Raw genomic sequence first — 21,097 nt, 5'->3', positions numbered from 1 at the left:
CGCGGCCTCGCACGCTCCGCCGTGCAAGTTATCAGTCATCGTACAACTAGAAAAACAACTTGTCCAGATCGATGGACAAGAAAAAGTCAGCGGGGGGAGTTGCCGGACGAAGGGCCGCCCTGCCCCGCGCCTGCATCGGCCTTGGCCTTCTGCTGCGCGGCCTCCTGCGCCATGCGCAGCCGCTCGCGGCTGTTGGTCAGGTGGATGCGCATGGCCGCGCGCGCCGACTCGGGGTCGCGCCGCGCAATGGCCGCGTAGATCTCTTCGTGCTCGCGGTTCACGCGGCTCAGGTACGGCGCCCCGCCACCCTCGTGGTTGCGGATGGCGCTGATGCGGGTGCGCGGAATGAGCGTGGTGCCCAGGTGCCGCATGATGTCCGCGAAGTACGGGTTGCCGGTCGACTGCGCAATCTGCAGGTGGAAGCGGAAGTCCGGCCCCACGGTGTCGCCAGCCACGGCCACGTTCTTCTCGAAATCGTCGAGCGCGCTGCGCATGGCGACCAGCTGCTCGTCGGTGCGGCGGCTGGCGGCCAGCCCCGCGGATTCGGTCTCCAGGCTGATGCGCAGTTCCAGCACGGCCAGCACGTCCACCGAGGCGGCGATCTCGCCCGGATCGAGGCGGAACACCCCGCTGGCGCGCGGCTGCAGCACGAAGGTGCCCACGCCGTGCAGCGTCTCGACCAGTCCGCCGGCCTGCAGCTTGGAGAGCGCCTCGCGCACCACGGTGCGGCTCACGCCGTAGGCCTGCATGATGGCCGACTCGGTCGGCAGCTTGTCGCCGGGCCGCAGCGACTGGTTGCGGATCTTGTCGCCCAGGTCTTCCACCAGCCCGTGCGCCAAGCCGCGTGCACGCGGCCGCGGCCGGCCCACGAAGGCAGCGCCCGCCGCCGACCCGCCCGGCGCGGTTTCCACCGGCGCTTCTGATACCAAGGGATTACCCGCACTCGACTGAACCATGGTCACGATGATAATCCCCAACTAGTTGTACGACAACAGATAACTTATCACTCAAAATTCTTGGAAGCCGCGCCGCAAGTGCCCCTGCTTCCATGGAAGCACAGCGGTCTGCACGGCACTCACATGAAGTATTCCCTCGACTTCGCTCCGTTGGCATCGTACTGGCCCGTTTTCGTGAACGGCGCGTGGCTGACGCTCAAGATGACCGCGCTGGCCGTGGTGATCGGCGTCTGCGTCGGCACGCTGGTCGCGTTCGCCAAGCGCAGCCACATCAAGCCGCTGTCCCGCGCCTGCACCGTCTACATCGAGATCGTGCGCAACACGCCGTTCCTGGTGCAGATCTTCCTGCTGTATTTCGGCCTCGCCAGCTTCGGCGTGCGCATGCCGACCTTCGCGGCCGCCGTGCTGGCCATGGTCATCAACATCGCGGCCTACGCCGCCGAGATCATCCGCGCGGGCCTCGAGTCGGTGCCGCGGGGGCAGATCGAGGCGGCCGAATGCCTGGGGCTGTCGAAGTGGCGCATCGGCTGGCACGTGATGCTGCAGCCGTCCATCGAGAAGGTGTACCCCGCCCTCACGAGCCAGTTCCTGCTGATGATGCAGGCCTCGGCCATGGCCTCGCAGATCTCGGCCGAAGAGCTCACGGCCATCGCCAACACCGTGCAGTCGGACACCTTCCGCTCGCTGGAGACCTACATCGTGGTCGCGGCGCTGTACCTGGTGCTGTCGCTGTTCATCAAGCTGGTGACCTGGGCGCTGGGCGAGTACATGTTCCGCCGCCGCCGCGTCATTCGGCGCGCCGCCGCGCAGGCCGGCAAGGTGCAACCCGCAGCGGGCGCCGACGCGTCCGCAGCCACGGTCGCCGTGCACGGGAGCGCCGCATGAGCATCGGCCACTTCACCTTCACGCACCTGATGTACTTGGTGCAGTCCATCGGCTGGACGCTGCTGCTGTCGGCGCTCGCCTTCGTGCTCGGCGCGGTCGGCGGCTTCGGGCTCATGCTCGCGCGCATCTCGCCGCGGCCGTGGCTGCGCTGGTTCGCGGTGCTCTACATCGAGTGCATCCAGGGCATTCCGCTGCTGATCCTGCTGTTCATCGTGTACTTCGGGCTGTCGGTGTACGGCCTGTCGCTGCCCTCGCTGGTGGCCGCCGGGCTGGCGATGATGATCTACGTCAGCGCCTACCTGGGCGACATCTGGCGCGGCTGCATCGAGGCCATGCCCAAGCCGCAGTGGGAAGCCGCCGAATGCCTGGCCTTCTCGCGTTGGCAGACGCTGCGCCTGGTGATCATTCCGCAGGCCGTGCGCCTGTCGCTGCCGCCCACGGTCGGCTTCCTGGTGCAGATCATCAAGATGACCTCGCTGGCCTCGGTGATCGGCTTCGTCGAGCTCACGCGGGCCGGCCAGATCATCAACAACACCATCTTCCAGCCCTTCCTGGTTTTCTTCCTGGTCGGCGCTTTCTATTTCGCCCTGTGTTATCCGCTGTCGCGTTGGAGCGAAGCGATGGAGAAGAAGCTCAATGTCGCCAATCGTTAAGCCTATGCCGGGCCGCTCCCAAGAAGGCCTGGCCTCCCCCTCGGGGGGTGGCGAAGCACACGAAGTGGCAAGCCGGGGGGCCATCGTCAAGCTGGACCACGTCTACAAGAGCTTCGGTGCCAACCAGGTTCTGAAGGGCGTTTCGTTCGAGGTCGCCAAGGGCGAGATGATCGCCATCATCGGCGCCAGCGGCTCGGGCAAGAGCACGGCGCTGCGCTGCATCGACCGCCTCGAGGTCATCGACAAGGGCACCATCGAGGTCTGCGGCATCCGCGTCGACAGCCCCGGCGTCGACCTGAAGCAGCTGCGCCTCGAAGTGGGCATCGTGTTCCAGAGCTACAACCTGTTCCCCCACCTCACGGTGCAGGAGAACATCATGCTGGCGCTGCGCCACGTGAAGAAGCAGTCGCGCGGCGAAGCAGCCGAAGTGGCCATCCGCGTGCTCGACCAGGTCGGCCTCAAAGCCAAGGCCGACGCCTACCCCGAACAACTCTCCGGCGGCCAGCAGCAGCGCGTGGCCATCGCGCGTTCGCTCGCCATGTCGCCCAAGGTGATGCTGTTCGACGAGGTCACCTCCGCGCTCGACCCGCAGCTCACCGGCGAAGTGCTGCGCGTGATGGAAGACCTCGCGGCCGGGGGCATGACCATGCTGCTGGTCACGCACGAGATGGCCTTCGCCAAGCGCGTGGCCGACCGGATCATCTACATGCACCAGGGCACGGTCTGGGAGACCGGCCCCGGCGAAATGCTCGACGCGCCCAAGACGCAGGAGCTGCGCGCCTTCCTGAACAACGGGCTGTAAGCAGGCAGCCCGGGTCATCAAAGTCATTCACCTCCCATACCAATTCACTCCAGGAGACATTCAATGAAACTCGGCAACCTCTTCACCCGTACCTGCATCGCGCTGGCCCTCGTGGGCGGCGTCGCGCAAGCGGCGATGGCCGACCAGCTCGACGACATCAAGAAGGCCGGCAAGGTGCGCGTGGCCATCGCCATGGGCACGCCGCTGTTCTCCTTCGCCGACGCCAACCTGCAGCCCACCGGCTCCGACGTCGACACCGCCACGCAGCTGGCGAAAGACCTGGGCGTGAAGCTCGAGATCGTCTCGATCACCAACGCCGCGCGCGTGCCCACGCTGCAGGCACAGCGCGCCGACCTGGTCATTGCCGACCTGTCGATCACGCCCGAGCGCGAGAAGGTCGTCGATTTCTCGGTGCCCTACGCGGTCATCAGCATCATCGTGGGCGGCCCCAAGAGCATCAAGGTGGCCGACTACGCCGACCTGAACGGCAAGCGCATCGGCCTGACGCGCGCCACCGTGAACGACACGCTCACCACGCAGCAGGCCAAGGGCGCCGAGATCGTGCGCTACGAGGACGACGCCACGCTCATCACCTCGATGGTCACGGGCCAGATCGACCTGTTCTCCAGCACGCCGTCGAACCTCAGCGAAATGATCAAGCAGGCACCGGCCAAGAACCTGGAGCTGAAGTTCGGCCAGAAGGACTTCGACCTGGGCATCGCGCTGAACAAGGAACAGCCCAAGCTCAAGGAATGGGTGAACAACTGGGTCGTCGCGAACCAGAAGAACGGCAAGCTGAACGCCATCTACAAGAAGTACCACGGCCGCGACCTGCCGGAACGCATCACCAAACTCTGAACGGACGAGCAACGATGGAAGCCTCGAACAACAAACTCAACAGGCTGCTGCTGACCGGCGCGGCCGGCGGCCTCGGCAAGGTGCTGCGCGAGCGGCTCAAGCCCTATGCCGAGGTGCTGCGGCTGTCCGACATCGCCTCGCTGGCGCCCGCCGCGGACACGCACGAAGAGGTGCAGCCCTGCGACCTCTCGGACAAGGCGGCCGTCGATGCGCTGGTGAGCGGCTGCGACGCCATCGTCCACCTGGGCGGCGTGTCGGTCGAGCGTCCGTTCGAGGAAATCCTCGAGGCCAACATCAAGGGCGTGTTCCACATCTACGAGGCCGCGCGCCGCCACGGCGTGAAGCGCGTGGTGTTCGCCAGTTCGAACCACGTGATCGGCTTCTACGAGCAGAGCGAACACATCGACGCGCACGCCGCGCGGCGGCCCGACGGCTACTACGGCCTGTCGAAGTCCTTCGGCGAGGACGTGGCGCAGTTCTACTTCGACCGCTGGGGCATCGAGACCGTGAGCATCCGCATCGGCTCTTCCTTCCCCGAGCCGCTCAACCGCCGCATGATGAGCACCTGGCTGAGCTACCGCGACCTGACCACGCTGATCGAGAAGTCGCTGTTCACGCCCGGCGTGAAGCACACGGTGGTCTACGGCATGTCGAACAACCGCGACGTGTGGTGGGACAACAGCGCCGCCGCGCACCTGGGCTTCGTGGCGCAGGACGGCTCGGAGGTGTTCCGCGACAAGGTCGAGCAGCAACCGCCCGTGGCGCCGAGCGACCCGAACGCCATCTACCAGGGCGGCGCCTTCACGGCCCAGGGCCCGTTCGGCGACTGAACGCGCCGCACCCCATCCGATGATGCAAGCCGAACTCGTTCTCGACGCGCGCAACGCCACCGGTGAAAGCCCGGTGTGGCATGCCGCGCAGCAGGCGCTTTACTGGGTCGACATTCCGGCGCGCACGCTGAACCGCTGGCACGCGGGCGAAGGCCATGCGCAATGGACGGCGAACGAGATGATCGCCTGCATTGCACCGCGTGCCGACGTGCCGGGCGAATGGATCGCCGGCATGGAAAGCGGCCTGTTCTCGCTGAAGCCGCAGGCCGACGGCACGCTGGCCGCCACGTCGCTCGCGCCCGTCGCGCACGCGGCCCCGGCCATGCGCTTCAACGACGGCCGCTGCGACCGGCAAGGCCGCTTCTGGGCCGGCACGATGCTGCTCGACATGGCCGCCGGCAAGCGCGTCGGCCGCCTCTACAGCCACGCAAAGGGCGACAGCGGCGCCGCCCTGCGCATGGACGACTTCATCGTGCCCAACGGCCTGGCCTTCAGCCCCGACGGCCGCACGATGTACCTGTCGGACTCGCACCCCACGGTGCAGGCCGTCTGGGCCTTCGACTACGACACCGGCAGCGGCACGCCAGGCAACCGCCGCCTGTTCGTCGACATGAAGCCGCTGCCCGGGCGCCCCGACGGCGCCGCCATGGACACCGACGGCTGCTACTGGATCTGCGGCAACGACGCGGGCCTGGTGCACCGCTTCACGCCCGACGGCCGGCTCGACCGCTCGCTGCAGGTGCCGGTGAAGAAGCCCGCCATGTGCGCCTTCGGTGGCCCCGGCCTCGACACCCTGTTCGTGACTTCCATTCGACCCGGCGGCATCGACCTGTCGGACCAACCACTGGCCGGCGGCGTGTTCGCGCTGCGGCCCGGCGCGCAGGGTCTCGCGGAACCCGCTTTCGGCATCTGAGCCTGTTGTTCATCCGCTGCGTTTTCTTTTCATCCACCGAGGAGCATCAAAAATGAAATCACTACAAATGAAGAAGCTGTCGGGCCTGATCGCGATCGGCCTGATCGCCCTCACGGCATCTCACGTCACCATGGCGCGGACCTTCCGATCCGCCGAGGTGCACGCGAAGGACTTCCCCACCAACCAGGCGGTGAAGTTCATGGGCGACGAGCTGTCGAAGGCCACCGGTGGCAAGGACAACATCAAGATCTTCGCGGACAGCTCGCTGGGCTCGGAGAAGGACACGGTCGAGCAGGTGAAGATCGGCGCGCTGGACATGGTGCGCGTGAGCAGCGCGTCCTTCCACGGCATCGTGCCGGAGTCGGTGATTCCGTCGCTGCCCTTCCTGTTCCGCGACATCGAGCATTTCCGCAAGGCCATGTACGGCCCGGCCGGCGACAAGGTGCTGGCCGCCTTCGAAAAGGCCGGCTTCATCGGCCTGTGCATGTATGAAAGCGGCGCGCGCTCGGTGTACGCCAAGAAGCCGATCAAGTCGGTGGCCGACATGAAGGGCCTGAAGATCCGCGTGCAGCCCTCCGACCTGATGGTGAGTCTGGTGAGCGCCACCGGCGCCTCGCCCACGCCCATGCCCATCGCCGAGGTCTACACCGGCCTGAAGACCGGCCTGGTGGACGCCGCCGAGAACAACTACCCCTCGTACGAAGAAGCCAAGCACTTCGAGGCCGCGCCGGTCTACTCGGAGACCATGCACGTCATGACGCCCGAGGTGCTGGTGTTCTCCAAGAAGATCTGGGACACGCTCACCAAGGAAGAACAGGTCGCGATCCGCAAGGCCGCGAAAGACTCGGTGCCCTATTACGTGAAGCTGTGGGAACCGCGCGAGAAGGACGCCAAGGCCGCTGTCATCAAGGGCGGCGCCAAGATCGTGGCGGCCTCCGAGATCGACCGCAAGGGCTTCGTCGAGGTCGAGAAGCCGGTGTGGGACAAGTTCGCGACCACGCCGGAGCAGAAGGCGCTGGTGCAGGAAATCGTCAACACCAAGTGACGCACGCCGGACATGAGCTTGCTTACCTCACTGAACGCACGGCTGTCGCGCTGGGCCATGTACATCGCGTGCGTGTGCCTTGTCGGCCTGCTCGGGGTCGTCGTCTATGGCGTGGTGCTGCGCTACGTCTTCAATGACGCCCCGCCGTATGTCGAGCAGGTCGCGCTGCTGCTGGTGATCTCGGTCGCCATGTTCGGCGCTTCCGCCGGCGTGCGGGACGCCGGCCACATCGGCCTGGACTCGCTGGTGAAGGCGTTGCCGCCGAAGGCGCAGTTCTGGTGCAAGACGCTTGTCTATGTGCTGACCATCGGCTTCGCCGTCGCGTTGTTCGCGGGCGGCGCCGAGATGGCCGCCTCCACGCGCGAATCGACCATTCCCACGCTGGGCATGTCGGAGGCCGTGCGCTACCTGCCGATTCTCTTCGCGGGGGTGCTGATCACCCTCTTCTCCCTCGAGCACCTGGCTGCTCAGTTCACAGGCCAGAAGGTCGTTCCATCATGGCATTGACAGTGCTGTCGCTGAGCTTCGTGCTCTTCCTGCTGCTCGGCATGCCGGTGGCCTTTGCCATCGGCCTGAGCTGCCTGGCCACGTTCGCCTACGAGGGCCTGCCGTTCGAGACCGCCATCCAGATGATGGTCTCGGGCATGAACGTGTTCTCGTTCCTTGCCATTCCGTTCTTCATCTTCTCGGGCGAGCTGATGCTGCACGGCGGCATCGCCGACAAGATCGTGGCCTTCGCGCGCAGCCTGGTGGGCCACTGGAAGGGCGGCCTGGGGCTGGCCAACGTGGTGGCCTCGACGCTGTTCGGCGGCGTCTCGGGTTCGCCGGTGGCCGACACCTCGGCCATGGGCGGCGTGATGATCCCGATCATGAAACGCGAGGGCTACAGCGCGGCCTATGCGGTGAACGTGACGACGCATGCGTCGCTCTCGGGCGCGCTGATGCCGACCTCGCACAACATGATCATCTATGCCTTCGCCGCGCAGGCCGCGGTGGGCACCATCGACGGCCACATCATCAAGGGCGTGTCCATCGGCGACCTGATGTTCGCGGGCCTGATCCCGGTGTTCTGGATCATGGTGTGCATGCTGGTGGCGGCCTACTGGCAAGCGGCCAAGCACGGCTACCCGAAGCGCACCGACGGCAGCACCATGGTCGAGCGCTTTCCGGGCTGGGGCATGGTGGCCAAGACCTTCCTGGCGGCCATTCCCGGCCTGATGGTGATCGTGATCATCCTGGTGTGCGTGATGAAGGGCGTGGCCACGGCCACCGAGGCGGCGGCCATCGCGGTGACGTACTCGCTGCTGCTCACGGTGGTGGCCTACCGCACGATGACGCGCGAGAAGCTCTTCAAGTCGCTGGCCAAGGCCTCCAAGACCACCGGCGTGATCCTGCTGCTGATCGGCGTGTCGAACATGCTGCGCTACCAGATGGCCTACCTGGAGATTCCGGACGCCATCGAGACGGTGCTGCTGGCGGCCACCTCCAGCCCCTGGCTGATGCTGCTCTACATCAACATCATCCAGATCTTCCTGGGCATCTTCCTGGACATGGCGGCGCACATCCTGATCACCACGCCGCTGTTCCTGCCGCTGGCCATCCAGATGGGCGTGGGCCCGGTGCAGTTCGGGATGATGCTGCTGCTGAACTGCGCACTGGGCCTGGTGCATCCGCCGGTGGGCACGGTGCAGTTCATCGGCTGCGCGATCGGGAAGATATCCATCGGGGAGGCGACGAAGACCGCCTGGCCCTACTATCTGGCGATCTTCATCGCCATCACCCTGGTGACCTACGTGCCGGCCTTCTCCACCTGGCTGCCCACGATGCTGACCGGCCACAAGGTGCTGTAAGCAACAAGAGGTCCTCACGATGAGCCATCCCGCCTCCGGAGCGTCGCCGCTCTACATCCGCATCCACACCGACGACAACGTGGCCATCGTCGCGAACGACGGGGGCCTGAAGGCCGGCACGTCGTTCGCCGACGGCCTCGTGCTGGTCGACAACGTGCCCCAGGGCCACAAGGTCGCACTGGCCGACCTGGCCGAAGGCGGCGAGATCCGCCGCTACAACGTGGTGATCGGCTACGCGCTGAAGGCGCTGCCGCGCGGCAGCTGGGTGCACGAGCGCGTGATGCGCATGCCCGTGGCACCCGAGCTCGACGGCCTGCCCATCGCCACCGTCAAGCCCCCTGCCCTGCCGCCGCTGGAGGGCTACACCTTCGAGGGCTACCGCAACGCCGACGGCTCGGTGGGATCGCGCAACATTCTGGCCATCACCGAGACCGTGCAGTGCGTGGCCGGCGTGATCGACTTCGCGGTGCAGCGCATCAAGGCCGAGCTGCTGCCCAGATACCCGAACGTGGACGACGTGGTGGGCCTGGCCCACGGCTACGGCTGCGGCGTGGCGATCGACGCGCCCGACGCCATCGTGCCCATTCGCACGCTGCGCAACATCAGCCTCAACCCGAACTTCGGCGGCGAGGTGATGGTGGTGAGCCTGGGCTGCGAGAAGCTGCAGCCCGAGCGGCTGCTGCCGCCGGGGACCATTCCCATCGTCGACAAGCGCGGCGAGGCCGCGAACGCCGAGGGCGCTGCCGCACTCGACGTGGTCTGCCTGCAGGACGACGAGCACATCGGCTTCATGTCGATGATCGACGCAGTCATGCGCCAGGCCGAGGAGCACCTGGTGCGCCTGAACGCGCGCCGCCGCGAGACCGTGCCCGCCAGCGAGCTGGTGGTGGGCGTGCAGTGCGGCGGCAGCGACGCTTTTTCGGGCGTCACCGCCAACCCCGCCGTGGGCTTTTGCACCGACCTGCTGGTGCGCGCGGGCGCCACGGTGATGTTCTCCGAAGTGACCGAGGTGCGCGACGGCATCGACCAGCTCACCGCGCGCGCGTCCACCCCCGAGGTGGCCGCGGCCATGATCCGCGAGATGGCCTGGTACGACGCCTACCTGGAAAAAGGCCGCGTCGACCGCAGCGCCAACACCACGCCGGGCAACAAGAAGGGCGGGCTGTCGAACATCGTCGAGAAGGCGATGGGCTCGATCGTGAAGTCGGGCTCGGCACCCATCAGCGGCGTGCTGGCACCCGGCGAGAAGGTGGCGCAGAAGGGCCTGATCTACGCCGCCACGCCGGCCAGCGACTTCATCTGCGGCACGCTGCAGCTGGCCGCCGGCATCAACCTGCATGTGTTCACCACCGGCCGCGGCACGCCCTACGGGCTGGCCGAGGTGCCGGTGATCAAGGTGGCCACGCGCAGCGACCTCGCGCGCCGCTGGCACGACCTGATGGACGTGAACGCGGGCCGCATCGCCGACGGCGACGCCACCATCGAGGACATCGGCTGGGAAATGTTCCACCTGATGCTCGACGTGGCCAGCGGCCGCAAGAAGACCTGGGCCGAGCACTGGAAGCTGCACAACGCGCTGGTGCTGTTCAACCCGGCGCCGGTCACCTGAAGCGCCCCCATACCGCACATACCGCACATACCGCGCACACGGAACCAAGGAGCACCCCGACATGGAAGACCTCAAGGACAAGACCGCCCTCGTCACCGGCGCGAGCACCGGCATCGGCGCGGCCGTGGCCGTCGCCTTCGCCGCGCGCGGCATGCGCGTGGCGGTGCACTACAACAGCTCGGCGGCCGCGGCCAACGAGGTGGTCGAGACCATCCGCGCGGCCGGCGGCGCGGCCATTGCCGTGAAGGCCGACGTGCGCGACACCGGCGCCATCCGCGAGGGCGTGAAACAGACGGTGGCCGAGTTCGGCTGCATCGATGTGCTGGTGAACAACGCGGGCAGCCTGGTCAAGCGCGTGCCCATCGCCGAATTCGACGACGCGCTGTTCGACGAGGTGATGCACATCAACGCGCGCTCGGTGCTCGCCTACTGCCGCGAAGTGGTGCCGCTGATGCGTGCGCAGGGCGGCGGCAGCATCATCAACGTGACCTCGGTCGCGGCGCGCACCGGCGGCGGGCCGGCCGCCTACCTGTACGCGGGCGCCAAGGGCTTCGTGAGCACGGCGACGCACGGCCTGGCCAAGGAACTGGTGGGCGACCGCATCCGCGTGAACGCGGTGGCGCCGGGCGTGATCCAGACGCCGTTCCAGGACCGCTTCTCGACACCCGCGATGCTGGAGAACTTTCGCGCGAGCATCCCGATGGGGCGCCTGGGCACGTCCGAGGAATGCGTGGGCGCCTTCTTGTACCTGGCCTCCGAACAGCTCTCGGGCTACGTCACGGGACAGGTCATCGAAGTGAACGGAGGGCAGTACATGCCCTGACGCGCAAGGACAGTGAGGAAGCCCACAGAGGAAGCATTCCCGGGGCTGAAGGATCAGATCAACAACGGAGACAAAAGACATCATGCAACGAAGCCAATTCGTGCGCGGCATTGCCGCGCTCTCGGCCACCGCCGCCCTCTCGCTGGGGCTGGCCGCGCCGGCCGCGGCGCAGGCCGATTTCCCCAACCGCACCATCGAGCTGCTGGTGCCCTACCAGCCCGGCGGCGGCACCGACGGCCTGGCGCGCGCCTTCTCGGAAGCCAGCCGCAAGCACATCTCGCAGAGCATCGTGATCGTGAACCGCCCCGGTGCGGGCGGCGCCATCGGCTGGACCGAGGTCATCAACGCCAAGCCCGACGGCTACAAGCTCGCGGTGCTCACGGTCGAGCTGCTGACGCTGCCGCACCTGGGCCTGGCCAAGTTCAACTACGACGACTTCCAGCCCATCGCCCAGCTCAACGCCGACCCGGCCGCGATCACCGTGAAGGCGGACGCGCCGTGGAACACCATCGAGGAGTTCCTGGCCGCCGCCAAGAAGTCGCCCGAGAGCGTGCGCGTGGGCAACTCGGGCAACGGCTCGATCTGGCACCTGGCCGCGGCGGCGCTGGAAGACAAGACCGGCGCCAGGTTCGGCCACATCCCGTTCCAGGGCGCGGCGCCCGCGGTGCTGGCGCTGCTCGGCGGCCACATCGAGGCGGTGGCGGTGAGCCCGGCCGAAGTCACCACGCACGTGCAGGGCGGCAAGCTCAAGGTGCTGATGGTGATGGCCGACAAGCGCGTGAAGGGCTTCGAGAAGGTGCCCACCGCCAAGGAGCGCGGCATCGACCTGTCGATCGGCACCTGGCGCGGCCTCGGCGCGCCGAAGAACACGCCGCCCGAAGTGATGGCCAAGCTGCGCGAGATGACCGCCAGGACCGCCGCCGAGCCGCTGATGCACGAGGTGATGGACAAGCAGAACCTGGGCTACGTCTACACCGACGGCGCCGTGTTCAAGGAGACGCTGGCCAAGGACAACGTGTACTTCAAGCAGCTGATCACCAAGCTCAACATCAAGCCCTGAACGCCGCCGCCATGAAAGCAACCACCACCATCGCGTCTGTGCTGTGCCTGGCCGCGGCCGCCGCTGCAACCGCTACGGCCTCGGCCGCGACCTGGGTCTATGTGTCCAACGCCGACAGCCAGGAGATCTCGGTGCTCGAGCTGGACCGCGCCCAGGGCGTGCTCAAGCCCGTGCAGACGCTCCACGTCGGCGGCACGGTGATGCCGATGGTGGTGAGCCACGACAAGCGCGTGCTGTACGCCGCGCTGCGCTCGCAGCCGTTTCGCGTCACGGCGCTGTCGATCGACGCCGCCACGGGCAAGCTGCAGAAGCTGGGCGAGGCGCCGCTGGCCGACAGCATGGCCAACATCGACCTGGACGCGAGCGGCAAGTGGCTGTTCGCGGCCTCCTACCAGGGCGGGAAGATCACGGTCAACGCCATCGGCAAGGACGGCGCGGTGGGCCCGGTGCACCAGCTGATCCAGACCGCGCCCAACGCGCACGCGATCCATGCCGACGCCGCCAACCGCTTCGTGCTGGCCACCAGCCTGGGCGGCGACAACGTGTCGAGCTGGCGCTTCGACGCCGAGAAGGGGCTGCTCGCGCCCAACGATCCGCCGCTGACCACGACCACGGCAAAGTCGGGCCCGCGCCACTTGACGTGGGACAAGGCACAGCGCCATGTCTACCTGCTCGACGAGCTCGACGCGGCGCTGCACGTGTTCGCATGGGACGCCGCGCGCGGCACGCTCAAGCTCGAACAGAGCACGACCACGCTGCCCGCCGGCTTCACCGGCAAGCCGTGGGCCGCCGACCTGCACCTGACGCCCGACGGGCGCTACCTGTACGCGTCGGAACGCACGTCGAGCACGCTGTCGGCCTTCAAGGTCGACGCCGCCACCGGCCAGCTGCAGCCGCTGGGCCAGACGCCGACCGAGAAGGGTCCGCGCGGCTTCGCGATCGACCCGGCCGGCCGCTACCTGATTGCCGCGGGGCAGGAGTCGCACGGCATCTCGATGTACGCCATCGACGGCGCCACCGGCGCGCTGGGCAAGCCGCAGCACCTGGACGTGGGCAAGAACCCGAACTGGGTCGAGATCGTCGACATGCCCTGACGGCGCCTCGCCACCAAACGAACGAACAAACCAAGGAGACCTTCACATGCAACGCCGAACACTCATCCGAACCGCCCTCGCCTCCTCGCTCGCCGCGGGCCTGCCCGCCGCCTTCGCGCAGGGCAGCGGCAACTGGCCCACGGGCAAGGCCATCACCTACCTCGTGCCGTTCCCGGCCGGCGGCACCACCGACGTGCTGGGCCGCCTGATCGCGCAGAAGCTCGGCACCGTGCTGGGCACGAGCGTGATCATCGACAACAAGGGCGGCGCCGGCGGCAGCGTGGGCTCCGAAGTTGGCTCGCGCGCGGCACCCGATGGCTACACGCTGGTGGGCGGCACCATCAGCTCGCACGCGATCAACGTGAGCCTGTACCCGAAGATCGGCTACGACCCGCAGAAATCCTTTGCGCCGGTGACGCTCATCGGCACCAACCCGGTGGTGCTGGTGGTGAACCAGGCCAGCCCCTACAAGACGCTGAAGGACGTGATCGCGGCGAGCAAGGCCAAGCCGGGCGGGCTGTCTTCGGCCTCGGCCGGCACGGGCACCTCGCAGCACCTGGCGCTGGAACTGATGGCCTACAAGTCGGGCGTGAAGTTCACGCACATCCCGTACAAGGGCAGCGGCCCGGCCATCCAGGACGCCATTGGCGGCCAGGTCGACATGATGTTCGACACCACGGTGGTGGCGGGCCCGCACATCCAGAGCGGCAAGCTGCGCGCCATTGCGGTCACCTCGTCGAAGCGCCTGGCCTCGATGCCCGACGTGCCGACGATCGCCGAATCCGGCGTGCCGGGCCTGCAGGACTTCGAGGTGGTGTCGTGGCAGGCGATCTTCGTGCCCGCGGGCACGCCCGCGCCGGTGGTCGACAGGCTGCACACCGAGATCCGCACGATCCTGTCCACGCCGGAAATGCAGGACAAGCTCAAGGGCTTCGGCATGGAGCCGGCCGACCTGAGCACCAAGCAGATCGCGGCGTTCCAGAAGGCCGAGGTGGAGAAATGGGCGCAGGTGATCAAGGCCGCGGGGATCAAGGCGGACTGAACGCCCGGCGCAAGAGGCGTACTGGCGTATCAGCGCCGCGCGCGAAGGCCGCGCGCGGCGCCGCAAACCGAGGGAAGCTTCCTACGCCTTCCCCGGGAAGCCCTTTATAGAATGCCCCTCCGATTCCGCATTCCAGGCCCTCCCCACGTGTCCGACCGCTCCGCAGTACTGCCCCAATACCTGTTCCCCAAACAGGCCCTGACCAATTTCGCCGGCTGGGTCGCGGGCAAGGAACGGGGCGCCGTCACGACGTGGATCATCCGGCGCTTCGTGGCCAAGTACGGCGTGGACATGGGCGAGGCGCTTGAGTCGGACATCCAGCACTACAAGAGCTTCAACCAGTTCTTCACGCGCGCGCTCAAGCCCGGCGCGCGCCCGCTCGCGCAGACCGACCTGATCTGCCCGGTGGACGGCGCGATCAGCCAGTTCGGCGCGATCCAGGGCGACCAGATCTTCCAGGCCAAGGGCCACAACTACAGCACCACCGCACTGGTGGGCGGCGACGCCACGCTGGCCGCGAAGTTCGCGCACGGCAGCTTCGCCACGCTGTACCTGAGCCCGAAGGACTACCACCGCATCCACATGCCCTGCGACGGGCGGCTGGTGCGCATGATCCACGTGCCCGGCGACCTGTTCTCGGTGAACCCGACCACGGCGCGCGGCGTGCCCGGCCTGTTCGCGCGCAACGAGCGCGTGGTGTGCGTCTTCGAGTCGGCGCGCGGGCCTTTCGTGCTGGTGCTGGTGGGTGCCACCATCGTCGGCAGCATGGCCACGGTGTGGCACGGCGTGGTGAACCCGCCGCGCGTGGGCGAACTGCGCGAGTGGAGCTACAACGACCAGCAGATCGACATCCGCAAGGGCGACGAGATGGGCCGTTTCCTGCTCGGCTCGACCGTCGTCATGCTGTTCCCCAAGCCCGCGCTGGCCTTCAACCCCGAGTGGGCGCCGGGGCGCGCCATCCGGCTGGGCGAGGCCATGGCCGATTACGCGACACTCTGAGGCGAATTTGTGAGGCTTTGTCTCACAACCCGCATGCAGCATGCCCTGACAGCTATAAAACTAGTAGCATCCTCATCCTTTGCGCTATAGTGACCGGCCCACAGAACGGTCCCTGACCAACCACAAGAACACGAGACATCGGTCGGCCCCCAGGCCGGTGGCTCGCCCAGCTTCGAGGAGATGATGTCGATGAGTACCAAGGAAAACGCAGCCGTCAGCCAGTTGCTTGCCCTGCTCGAAGCCCGTTACGCGCTGCGCGTGCTCTGGGCCCTGCGCGACGGCCATGCCCAGACCTTCCGCCTGCTGCAGGACAGCGTGGGCGGCATCACTCCCAACACGCTGAACACCCGCATCAAGGAGCTGCGCGAGGCCGGCCTCGTCGGCCACGGCAGCGAGGGCTACAGCCTCACGCTGAGCGGGCAGGACCTGCTCAAGCGGCTGTCCGACCTGCAGGCCTTCGCGGGCAAGTGGCAGCTGGGCCAGCTCAAGAAGGCGGCGGTGGCGGTGCCCGCTCCCTCAGCAGCTGCACCTGCACCGGCGGCGGCGCAGGCGGCGTCCGATGCTTCGGGCGCACCCGCCGTTGCCGCGTCTCCCGCCCCCGTGGCGGCACCCGCTTCCGCGCCGGTCCCGCCCGCGCCGTCCACGGACGACAGCAGCAAAGGCTGAGCGACGACAGGCCGCCTCGGCCGGCCTCGGTAAACTCCCCGCCTTCGATTCCATTTCACACCCATCGACGCAAGGAGCGTTTCCCATGCCTACCACTCCCTCCGGCCTGCAATACGAAGACACCGAAGTCGGCACCGGCGCCGAAGCCAAGGCCGGCCAGCACGTGCATGTGCACTACACCGGCTGGCTCTACAACGACGGCGTGCAAGGCGCCAAGTTCGACTCCAGCCGCGACCGCAACGACCCGTTCGCGTTCTCGCTGGGCGCCGGCCAGGTCATCAAGGGCTGGGACGAAGGCGTGGCCGGCATGAAGATCGGCGGCAAGCGCACGCTGATCATTCCCGCATCGCTGGGCTATGGCGCCCGCGGCGCCGGCGGCGTGATCCCCCCGAACGCCACCCTGAAGTTCGACGTCGAACTGCTCGACGCGCACTGAGCGTTCGAAACACAGGCTCCAAGGCCCGGTTTCGGGCCTTTTTCATGCCTGAGCGGCCGTTTTCCTCCGCTTTTTGCCGCATTTTTTGGCTTGAAATGCCCCCAGCCAGCCCCAAGTGGCTGGCTATCGTTTGTTTTCCGGCGCACGCCGTTCTTTGAAAAATGACTGACCCGCAACAATCCGCACAGAATTCGCAAATGCTGCAAGGCGAGCCCAGCCCCGAAGAACTGGAGGCCGCGCAAGCCGCCAACGAAGCCGATGCCCTCGCCGCCCTGGCCACGGCCCAGGCCGAACTGGCTACGCTGCAGGCCAAGAACACCGAGCTGGCCGACCAGTACCTGCGCGCCCAGGCCGACGTGCAGAACGCCCGCCGCCGCGCCGACGACGAGATCACCAAGGCCCGCAAGTTCGCCGTCGAGGCGTTTGCCGAGAGCCTGCTGCCGGTGACCGACAGCCTCGAAGCCGGCCTGGCTATCAAGGACGCCACCCCCGAGCAGATCCGCGAAGGCGCCGAAGCCACGCTGCGCCAGCTGAAGAGCGCGCTCGAACGCAACAAGGTGATCGAAGTGGCCCCGGCCGCCGGCACCAGGTTCGACCCGCACCAGCACCAGGCCATCTCGGTGGTGCCCGCCGACCAGGAACCCAACACCGTGGTGACCGTCCTGCAGAAGGGCTACACCATCAACGAGCGCGTGCTGCGCCCGGCGCTGGTGACGGTCAGCGCGCCCAAGTAAACGGCACACCCGTACACAAGATTCCCACAGGAAATCCCCGCGTCATCCCTTGAATCGCGCCGGGTTATCCACAAGTTCATAACAACATATTTTTCAGGCTTTCAGGAGTACAGAACATGGCAAAGATCATCGGCATCGACCTCGGCACCACCAACTCGTGCGTGTCGATCATGGAAGGCAACACCACGCGTGTGATCGAGAACTCGGAAGGTGCGCGCACCACGCCGTCGATCGTCGCGTACCAGGAAGACGGTGAAGTGCTGGTCGGTGCCTCGGCCAAGCGCCAGGCCGTCACCAACCCCAAGAACACGCTGTACGCGATCAAGCGCCTCATCGGCCGCAAGTTCGGGGAAAAGGAAGTCCAGAAGGACATCGACCTGATGCCCTACACCATCGCCAAGGCCGACAACGGCGACGCATGGGTGGAAGTGCGCGGCAAGAAGATGGCCCCGCAACAGGTCAGCGCCGACATCCTGCGCAAGATGAAGAAGACCGCCGAAGACTACCTCGGCGAAACCGTGACCGAAGCCGTGATCACGGTGCCGGCCTACTTCAACGACGCCCAGCGCCAGGCCACCAAGGACGCCGGCCGCATCGCCGGCCTCGACGTGAAGCGCATCATCAACGAGCCCACCGCCGCGGCCCTGGCCTTCGGCCTGGACAAGCAGGACAAGGCCGACCGCAAGATCGCCGTGTATGACCTGGGCGGCGGCACCTTCGACGTGTCGATCATCGAGATCGCGGACGTCGACGGCGAGAAGCAGTTCGAAGTGCTGTCGACCAACGGCGACACCTTCCTGGGCGGCGAAGACTTCGACCAGCGCATCATCGACTACATCATCGGCGAGTTCAAGAAGGACCAGGGCGTCGACCTCAGCAAGGACGTGCTGGCACTGCAGCGCCTGAAGGAAGCCGCTGAAAAGGCCAAGATCGAACTGTCGAACAGCGCGCAGACCGACATCAACCTGCCCTACATCACGGCCGATGCCTCGGGTCCGAAGCACCTGAACATCAAGCTCACCCGCGCCAAGCTGGAAAGCCTGGTCGACGAGCTGGTCGAGCGCACCATCGCGCCTTGCCGCCTGGCCATCAAGGACGCCGGCATCAGCGTGAGCGACATCAACGACGTGATCCTGGTCGGCGGCATGACCCGCATGCCCAAGGTGCAGGAAAAGGTGAAGGCCTTCTTCGGCAAGGAACCGCGCAAGGACGTGAACCCCGACGAAGCCGTGGCTGTCGGCGCCGCCATCCAGGGCCAGGTGCTCTCGGGCGACCGCAAGGACGTGCTGCTGCTGGACGTGACCCCGCTGTCGCTCGGCATCGAGACGATGGGCGGCGTGATGACCAAGATGATCACCAAGAACACCACGATCCCGACGAAGTTCGCACAGACCTTCTCGACCGCGGAAGACAACCAGCCGGCCGTGACCATCAAGGTGTTCCAGGGCGAGCGCGACATCGCCTCGGGCAACAAGGCACTGGGCGAGTTCAACCTCGAAGGCATTCCGCCGGCATCGCGCGGCACGCCGCAGATCGAAGTGAGCTTCGACATCGACGCCAACGGCATCCTGCACGTCGGCGCGAAGGACAAGGGCACCGGCAAGGAAAACAAGATCACCATCAAGGCGAACTCGGGCTTGAGCGAAGACGAGATCCAGAAGATGGTGAAGGACGCCGAGCTCAACGCCGAAGACGACAAGAAGAAGCTCGAGATCGTGCAGGCCCGCAACCAGGGCGAAGCCATGGTGCACAGCGTGAAGAAGTCGCTGGGCGAACATGGTGCGACCCTGGAAGCCGCCGAGAAGGACGCGATCGAAGCCGCGATCAAGGACCTGGAAGAAGCCCTCAAGGGTGAAGACAAGTCCGCCATCGAGGACAAGACCAACACGCTGATGACCGCAAGCCAGAAGCTCGGCGAGAAGATGTATGCCGAATCGCAGGCCGCGGCCGGCGCCTCGGCCGCCTCCGGTCCGGCTGGCGCGGAAGCTGCTGCACACGCGCAGGCCGACGACAACGTGGTCGACGCCGAAGTCAAGGAAGTCAAGAAGGGCTGATCTTCAGCACCTTCAGCAAGGCTGGAACACCTGAAAGGGTGCTCCAGCCTTTCTCGCTTCAAAAGTTACCGAGTTCCCGCTGCCCCTTCGAGCCCCCGACCGACCTGCCATGGCCACCAAACGCGACTACTACGAAACCCTCGGCGTCCCCAAGAACGCGAGCGAGGAAGAAATCAAGAAGGCTTATCGCAAGCTCGCGATGAAGCACCACCCCGACCGCAACCACGGCGACACCAGCAAGGACGCCGAGGCCAAGTTCAAGGAGGTGAAGGAAGCCTACGAAATGCTGTCCGACGGACAGAAGCGCGCGGCCTACGACCAGTACGGCCATGCCGGTGTCGACCCCAACATGCGCGGCGGCCCGGGTGCGGAAGGCTTCGGCGGCTTCGCTGAGGCCTTCGGCGACATCTTCGGCGACGTGTTCGGCGGCGGCGGTGGCCGGGGCGGGCGCACCAGCAGCGGCCGCCAGGTGTTCCGCGGCAGCGACCTGAGCTACGCGATGGAGATCTCCCTCGAGGAAGCGGCGGAAGGCAAGACCACCGAGATCCGCATTCCCACCTGGGACGAATGCGACACCTGCCACGGCTCGGGCGCCAAGCCCGGCACCAAGCCCATCACCTGCACCACCTGCCACGGCGCGGGCGCGGTGCAGATGCGCCAGGGCTTCTTCAGCGTGCAGCAGACCTGCCCGACCTGCCACGGCAGCGGCAAGATCATTCCCGAGCCCTGCACCGTGTGCCACGGCCAGGGCAAGATCAAGCGCAACAAGACGCTCGAAGTGAAGATCCGCGCCGGCATCGACGATGGCCAGCGCATGCGCGTGACCGGCAGCGGCGAGCCGGGCGTCAACGGCGGCCCGCCGGGCGACCTGTACATCGAGATCCGGCTGAAGAAGCACGACATCTTCGAGCGCGACGGCGACAACCTGCACTGCGTGGTGCCCGTGAGCATGACCACGGCGGCGCTGGGCGGCGAGATCAACGTGCCCACGCTCAAGGGCGCGGCGGCCATCGACATTCCCGAAGGCACGCAAAGCGGCAAGCAGTTCCGCCTGCGCGGCAAGGGCATCAAGGGCGTGAACTCGAGCTACCCTGGCGACCTGTACTGCCACGTGCGCGTCGAGACGCCGGTGAAGCTCACCGAGCACCAGCGCAAGGTGCTCAAGGAGCTCGACGAGTCGCTCAAGAAGGGCGGCGAGAAGCACAGCCCGACCGACAAGGGCTGGTTCGACAAGGCGAAGGAATTCTTCAGCTGAGTCGGTACGGGGGGCCTGTGCAACGCAGGCACCAAAGGCGGGCGAGCATCTGGTGCTCGTCCCCTCTCCTCCAGCATGTAACACCGGAGATTTCACTTCCGGTGGCAGCACCTCTCCCAGCAATGGCCGCTCAGCGGCCCTTTTTCATGGCTGGCGCCTCAAGGTGGTGCAACAAAGCCTTCCGAACCGCCACGACGCACCGCAAGGGTGTCGTGCGCCCTGTCTCGGAACGCGCCGACTCGCATCCGCGTCGCTTTCCCACGCGTACAGGCGCAAGCTGCTCATGCAGAAGTGGCGCGAGGATTGCTTTTATATTTTTTTCGGATGTGCAATAAACCAAACGAGGGGTCGCGCGTTATTGAAGGAAGGGGCTGATTTTATTGAGCACGCAGGCTCAATAGGCGACGCTTTTCCGGAGAAACGCAGAAATGGACGGTAGCCATTCGGCATAGGTATTTCACCCGGAGATTATTAAGAAAGCGAGCTTTTGAATTTAACTTGAATTTGAAAATTCGTTCTCGTTTTTTGGCGGA

Annotated in this window: 21 protein-coding genes; 20 read left to right on the top strand and 1 reads right to left on the bottom strand. The window is 66.4% G+C overall.

What is annotated here, in order from left to right; all coding sequences use genetic code 11:
• Window positions 1-86: 86 nt before the first annotated feature.
• On the bottom strand, window positions 87-956 hold the full coding sequence (locus BM013_RS07635) for a FadR/GntR family transcriptional regulator (RefSeq protein WP_093124827.1): 870 nt from the start codon (window positions 954-956) through the stop codon (window positions 87-89).
• A gap of 123 nt (window positions 957-1,079) precedes the next feature.
• Between BM013_RS07635 and BM013_RS07630 the strand changes: the two genes are divergently transcribed.
• The 20 genes from BM013_RS07630 to dnaJ all read left to right on the top strand — a co-directional run bounded on the left by BM013_RS07630 (window position 1,080) and on the right by dnaJ (window position 20,564).
• A complete protein-coding gene (locus BM013_RS07630) occupies window positions 1,080-1,841 on the top strand; it encodes an amino acid ABC transporter permease (protein ID WP_093124824.1) in 762 nt (253 codons plus the stop codon).
• Entirely contained in the window at window positions 1,838-2,494 is a 657-nt protein-coding gene (locus tag BM013_RS07625) for an amino acid ABC transporter permease (RefSeq protein WP_093124821.1), read from the top strand. Before BM013_RS07630 ends, BM013_RS07625 begins: the two co-directional genes overlap by 4 nt.
• 64 nt (window positions 2,495-2,558) lie before the next feature.
• A complete protein-coding gene (locus BM013_RS07620; protein ID WP_305728010.1) occupies window positions 2,559-3,296 on the top strand; it encodes an amino acid ABC transporter ATP-binding protein in 738 nt (245 codons plus the stop codon).
• Window positions 3,297-3,359: 63 nt separating this feature from the next.
• Window positions 3,360-4,154 carry a transporter substrate-binding domain-containing protein gene (locus BM013_RS07615; protein WP_093124816.1) on the top strand — a complete coding sequence of 265 codons (795 nt, stop codon included), beginning with the start codon at window positions 3,360-3,362 and terminating at the stop codon, window positions 4,152-4,154.
• A gap of 14 nt (window positions 4,155-4,168) precedes the next feature.
• Window positions 4,169-4,984, top strand: a complete 816-nt coding sequence (locus BM013_RS07610) for an NAD-dependent epimerase/dehydratase family protein (RefSeq protein WP_093124814.1) — start codon at window positions 4,169-4,171, stop codon at window positions 4,982-4,984.
• 22 nt (window positions 4,985-5,006) lie between these two features.
• Window positions 5,007-5,897: an SMP-30/gluconolactonase/LRE family protein gene (locus tag BM013_RS07605; protein WP_093125232.1), complete on the top strand. Its 891-nt coding sequence runs from the start codon at window positions 5,007-5,009 to the stop codon at window positions 5,895-5,897.
• Window positions 5,898-5,949: 52 nt separating this feature from the next.
• On the top strand, window positions 5,950-6,942 hold the full coding sequence (locus BM013_RS07600; RefSeq protein ID WP_093124811.1) for a TRAP transporter substrate-binding protein: 993 nt from the start codon (window positions 5,950-5,952) through the stop codon (window positions 6,940-6,942).
• A gap of 12 nt (window positions 6,943-6,954) precedes the next feature.
• Window positions 6,955-7,449 carry a TRAP transporter small permease gene (locus BM013_RS07595; protein ID WP_093124809.1) on the top strand — a complete coding sequence of 165 codons (495 nt, stop codon included), beginning with the start codon at window positions 6,955-6,957 and terminating at the stop codon, window positions 7,447-7,449.
• A complete protein-coding gene (locus BM013_RS07590) occupies window positions 7,440-8,792 on the top strand; it encodes a TRAP transporter large permease (protein ID WP_007836432.1) in 1,353 nt (450 codons plus the stop codon). The genes BM013_RS07595 and BM013_RS07590 overlap by 10 nt, the downstream gene beginning before the upstream one ends.
• Window positions 8,793-8,811: 19 nt before the next feature.
• A complete protein-coding gene (garD, locus tag BM013_RS07585; protein ID WP_093124806.1) occupies window positions 8,812-10,401 on the top strand; it encodes a galactarate dehydratase in 1,590 nt (529 codons plus the stop codon).
• A gap of 61 nt (window positions 10,402-10,462) precedes the next feature.
• Window positions 10,463-11,224 carry an SDR family NAD(P)-dependent oxidoreductase gene (locus BM013_RS07580; protein WP_093124804.1) on the top strand — a complete coding sequence of 254 codons (762 nt, stop codon included), beginning with the start codon at window positions 10,463-10,465 and terminating at the stop codon, window positions 11,222-11,224.
• An 82-nt stretch (window positions 11,225-11,306) separates the two neighbouring features.
• Window positions 11,307-12,284: a tripartite tricarboxylate transporter substrate binding protein gene (locus BM013_RS07575; protein ID WP_093124801.1), complete on the top strand. Its 978-nt coding sequence runs from the start codon at window positions 11,307-11,309 to the stop codon at window positions 12,282-12,284.
• Between the two features lie 11 nt (window positions 12,285-12,295).
• A complete protein-coding gene (locus BM013_RS07570; protein WP_093124799.1) occupies window positions 12,296-13,378 on the top strand; it encodes a lactonase family protein in 1,083 nt (360 codons plus the stop codon).
• Between the two features lie 46 nt (window positions 13,379-13,424).
• Complete coding sequence (locus BM013_RS07565) at window positions 13,425-14,420, top strand: Bug family tripartite tricarboxylate transporter substrate binding protein (RefSeq protein WP_093124796.1); 996 nt, start codon at window positions 13,425-13,427, stop codon at window positions 14,418-14,420.
• A 147-nt stretch (window positions 14,421-14,567) separates the two neighbouring features.
• Complete coding sequence (gene asd / locus BM013_RS07560; RefSeq protein WP_093124794.1) at window positions 14,568-15,419, top strand: archaetidylserine decarboxylase; 852 nt, start codon at window positions 14,568-14,570, stop codon at window positions 15,417-15,419.
• Between the two features lie 189 nt (window positions 15,420-15,608).
• Complete coding sequence (locus tag BM013_RS07555; protein ID WP_093125229.1) at window positions 15,609-16,085, top strand: winged helix-turn-helix transcriptional regulator; 477 nt, start codon at window positions 15,609-15,611, stop codon at window positions 16,083-16,085.
• Between the two features lie 85 nt (window positions 16,086-16,170).
• The gene (locus BM013_RS07550) at window positions 16,171-16,521 is read left to right on the top strand and encodes an FKBP-type peptidyl-prolyl cis-trans isomerase (protein WP_013540334.1); all 351 of its coding nucleotides are present in this window, start codon (window positions 16,171-16,173) and stop codon (window positions 16,519-16,521) included.
• A 161-nt stretch (window positions 16,522-16,682) separates the two neighbouring features.
• Window positions 16,683-17,255 carry a nucleotide exchange factor GrpE gene (gene grpE, locus BM013_RS07545; protein ID WP_093124791.1) on the top strand — a complete coding sequence of 191 codons (573 nt, stop codon included), beginning with the start codon at window positions 16,683-16,685 and terminating at the stop codon, window positions 17,253-17,255.
• Between the two features lie 116 nt (window positions 17,256-17,371).
• Window positions 17,372-19,309 carry a molecular chaperone DnaK gene (dnaK, locus tag BM013_RS07540; protein WP_093124788.1) on the top strand — a complete coding sequence of 646 codons (1,938 nt, stop codon included), beginning with the start codon at window positions 17,372-17,374 and terminating at the stop codon, window positions 19,307-19,309.
• 109 nt (window positions 19,310-19,418) lie between these two features.
• Window positions 19,419-20,564 (top strand): molecular chaperone DnaJ, encoded by a 1,146-nt coding sequence (dnaJ, locus tag BM013_RS07535; protein WP_093124786.1) that lies wholly within the window; start codon window positions 19,419-19,421, stop codon window positions 20,562-20,564.
• The last annotated feature ends 533 nt before the right edge of the window (window positions 20,565-21,097 follow it).

This window comes from Variovorax sp. OK605 (assembly GCF_900115445.1).
Taxonomy (GTDB): Bacteria; Pseudomonadota; Gammaproteobacteria; order Burkholderiales; family Burkholderiaceae_C; genus Variovorax.
This window is presented reverse-complemented; position numbering and strand designations above follow the sequence as displayed.

Coding starts and splice junctions, on each gene's coding strand:
- BM013_RS07635 (WP_093124827.1), bottom strand. CDS start 956: ATGGTTCAGTCGAGTGCGGGTAATCCCTTGGTATCAGAAGCGCCGGTG.
- BM013_RS07630 (WP_093124824.1), top strand. CDS start 1,080: ATGAAGTATTCCCTCGACTTCGCTCCGTTGGCATCGTACTGGCCCGTT.
- BM013_RS07625 (WP_093124821.1), top strand. CDS start 1,838: ATGAGCATCGGCCACTTCACCTTCACGCACCTGATGTACTTGGTGCAG.
- BM013_RS07615 (WP_093124816.1), top strand. CDS start 3,360: ATGAAACTCGGCAACCTCTTCACCCGTACCTGCATCGCGCTGGCCCTC.
- BM013_RS07610 (WP_093124814.1), top strand. CDS start 4,169: ATGGAAGCCTCGAACAACAAACTCAACAGGCTGCTGCTGACCGGCGCG.
- BM013_RS07605 (WP_093125232.1), top strand. CDS start 5,007: ATGCAAGCCGAACTCGTTCTCGACGCGCGCAACGCCACCGGTGAAAGC.
- BM013_RS07600 (WP_093124811.1), top strand. CDS start 5,950: ATGAAATCACTACAAATGAAGAAGCTGTCGGGCCTGATCGCGATCGGC.
- BM013_RS07595 (WP_093124809.1), top strand. CDS start 6,955: ATGAGCTTGCTTACCTCACTGAACGCACGGCTGTCGCGCTGGGCCATG.
- BM013_RS07590 (WP_007836432.1), top strand. CDS start 7,440: ATGGCATTGACAGTGCTGTCGCTGAGCTTCGTGCTCTTCCTGCTGCTC.
- garD (WP_093124806.1), top strand. CDS start 8,812: ATGAGCCATCCCGCCTCCGGAGCGTCGCCGCTCTACATCCGCATCCAC.
- BM013_RS07580 (WP_093124804.1), top strand. CDS start 10,463: ATGGAAGACCTCAAGGACAAGACCGCCCTCGTCACCGGCGCGAGCACC.
- BM013_RS07575 (WP_093124801.1), top strand. CDS start 11,307: ATGCAACGAAGCCAATTCGTGCGCGGCATTGCCGCGCTCTCGGCCACC.
- BM013_RS07570 (WP_093124799.1), top strand. CDS start 12,296: ATGAAAGCAACCACCACCATCGCGTCTGTGCTGTGCCTGGCCGCGGCC.
- BM013_RS07565 (WP_093124796.1), top strand. CDS start 13,425: ATGCAACGCCGAACACTCATCCGAACCGCCCTCGCCTCCTCGCTCGCC.
- BM013_RS07555 (WP_093125229.1), top strand. CDS start 15,609: ATGAGTACCAAGGAAAACGCAGCCGTCAGCCAGTTGCTTGCCCTGCTC.
- BM013_RS07550 (WP_013540334.1), top strand. CDS start 16,171: ATGCCTACCACTCCCTCCGGCCTGCAATACGAAGACACCGAAGTCGGC.
- grpE (WP_093124791.1), top strand. CDS start 16,683: ATGACTGACCCGCAACAATCCGCACAGAATTCGCAAATGCTGCAAGGC.
- dnaK (WP_093124788.1), top strand. CDS start 17,372: ATGGCAAAGATCATCGGCATCGACCTCGGCACCACCAACTCGTGCGTG.
- dnaJ (WP_093124786.1), top strand. CDS start 19,419: ATGGCCACCAAACGCGACTACTACGAAACCCTCGGCGTCCCCAAGAAC.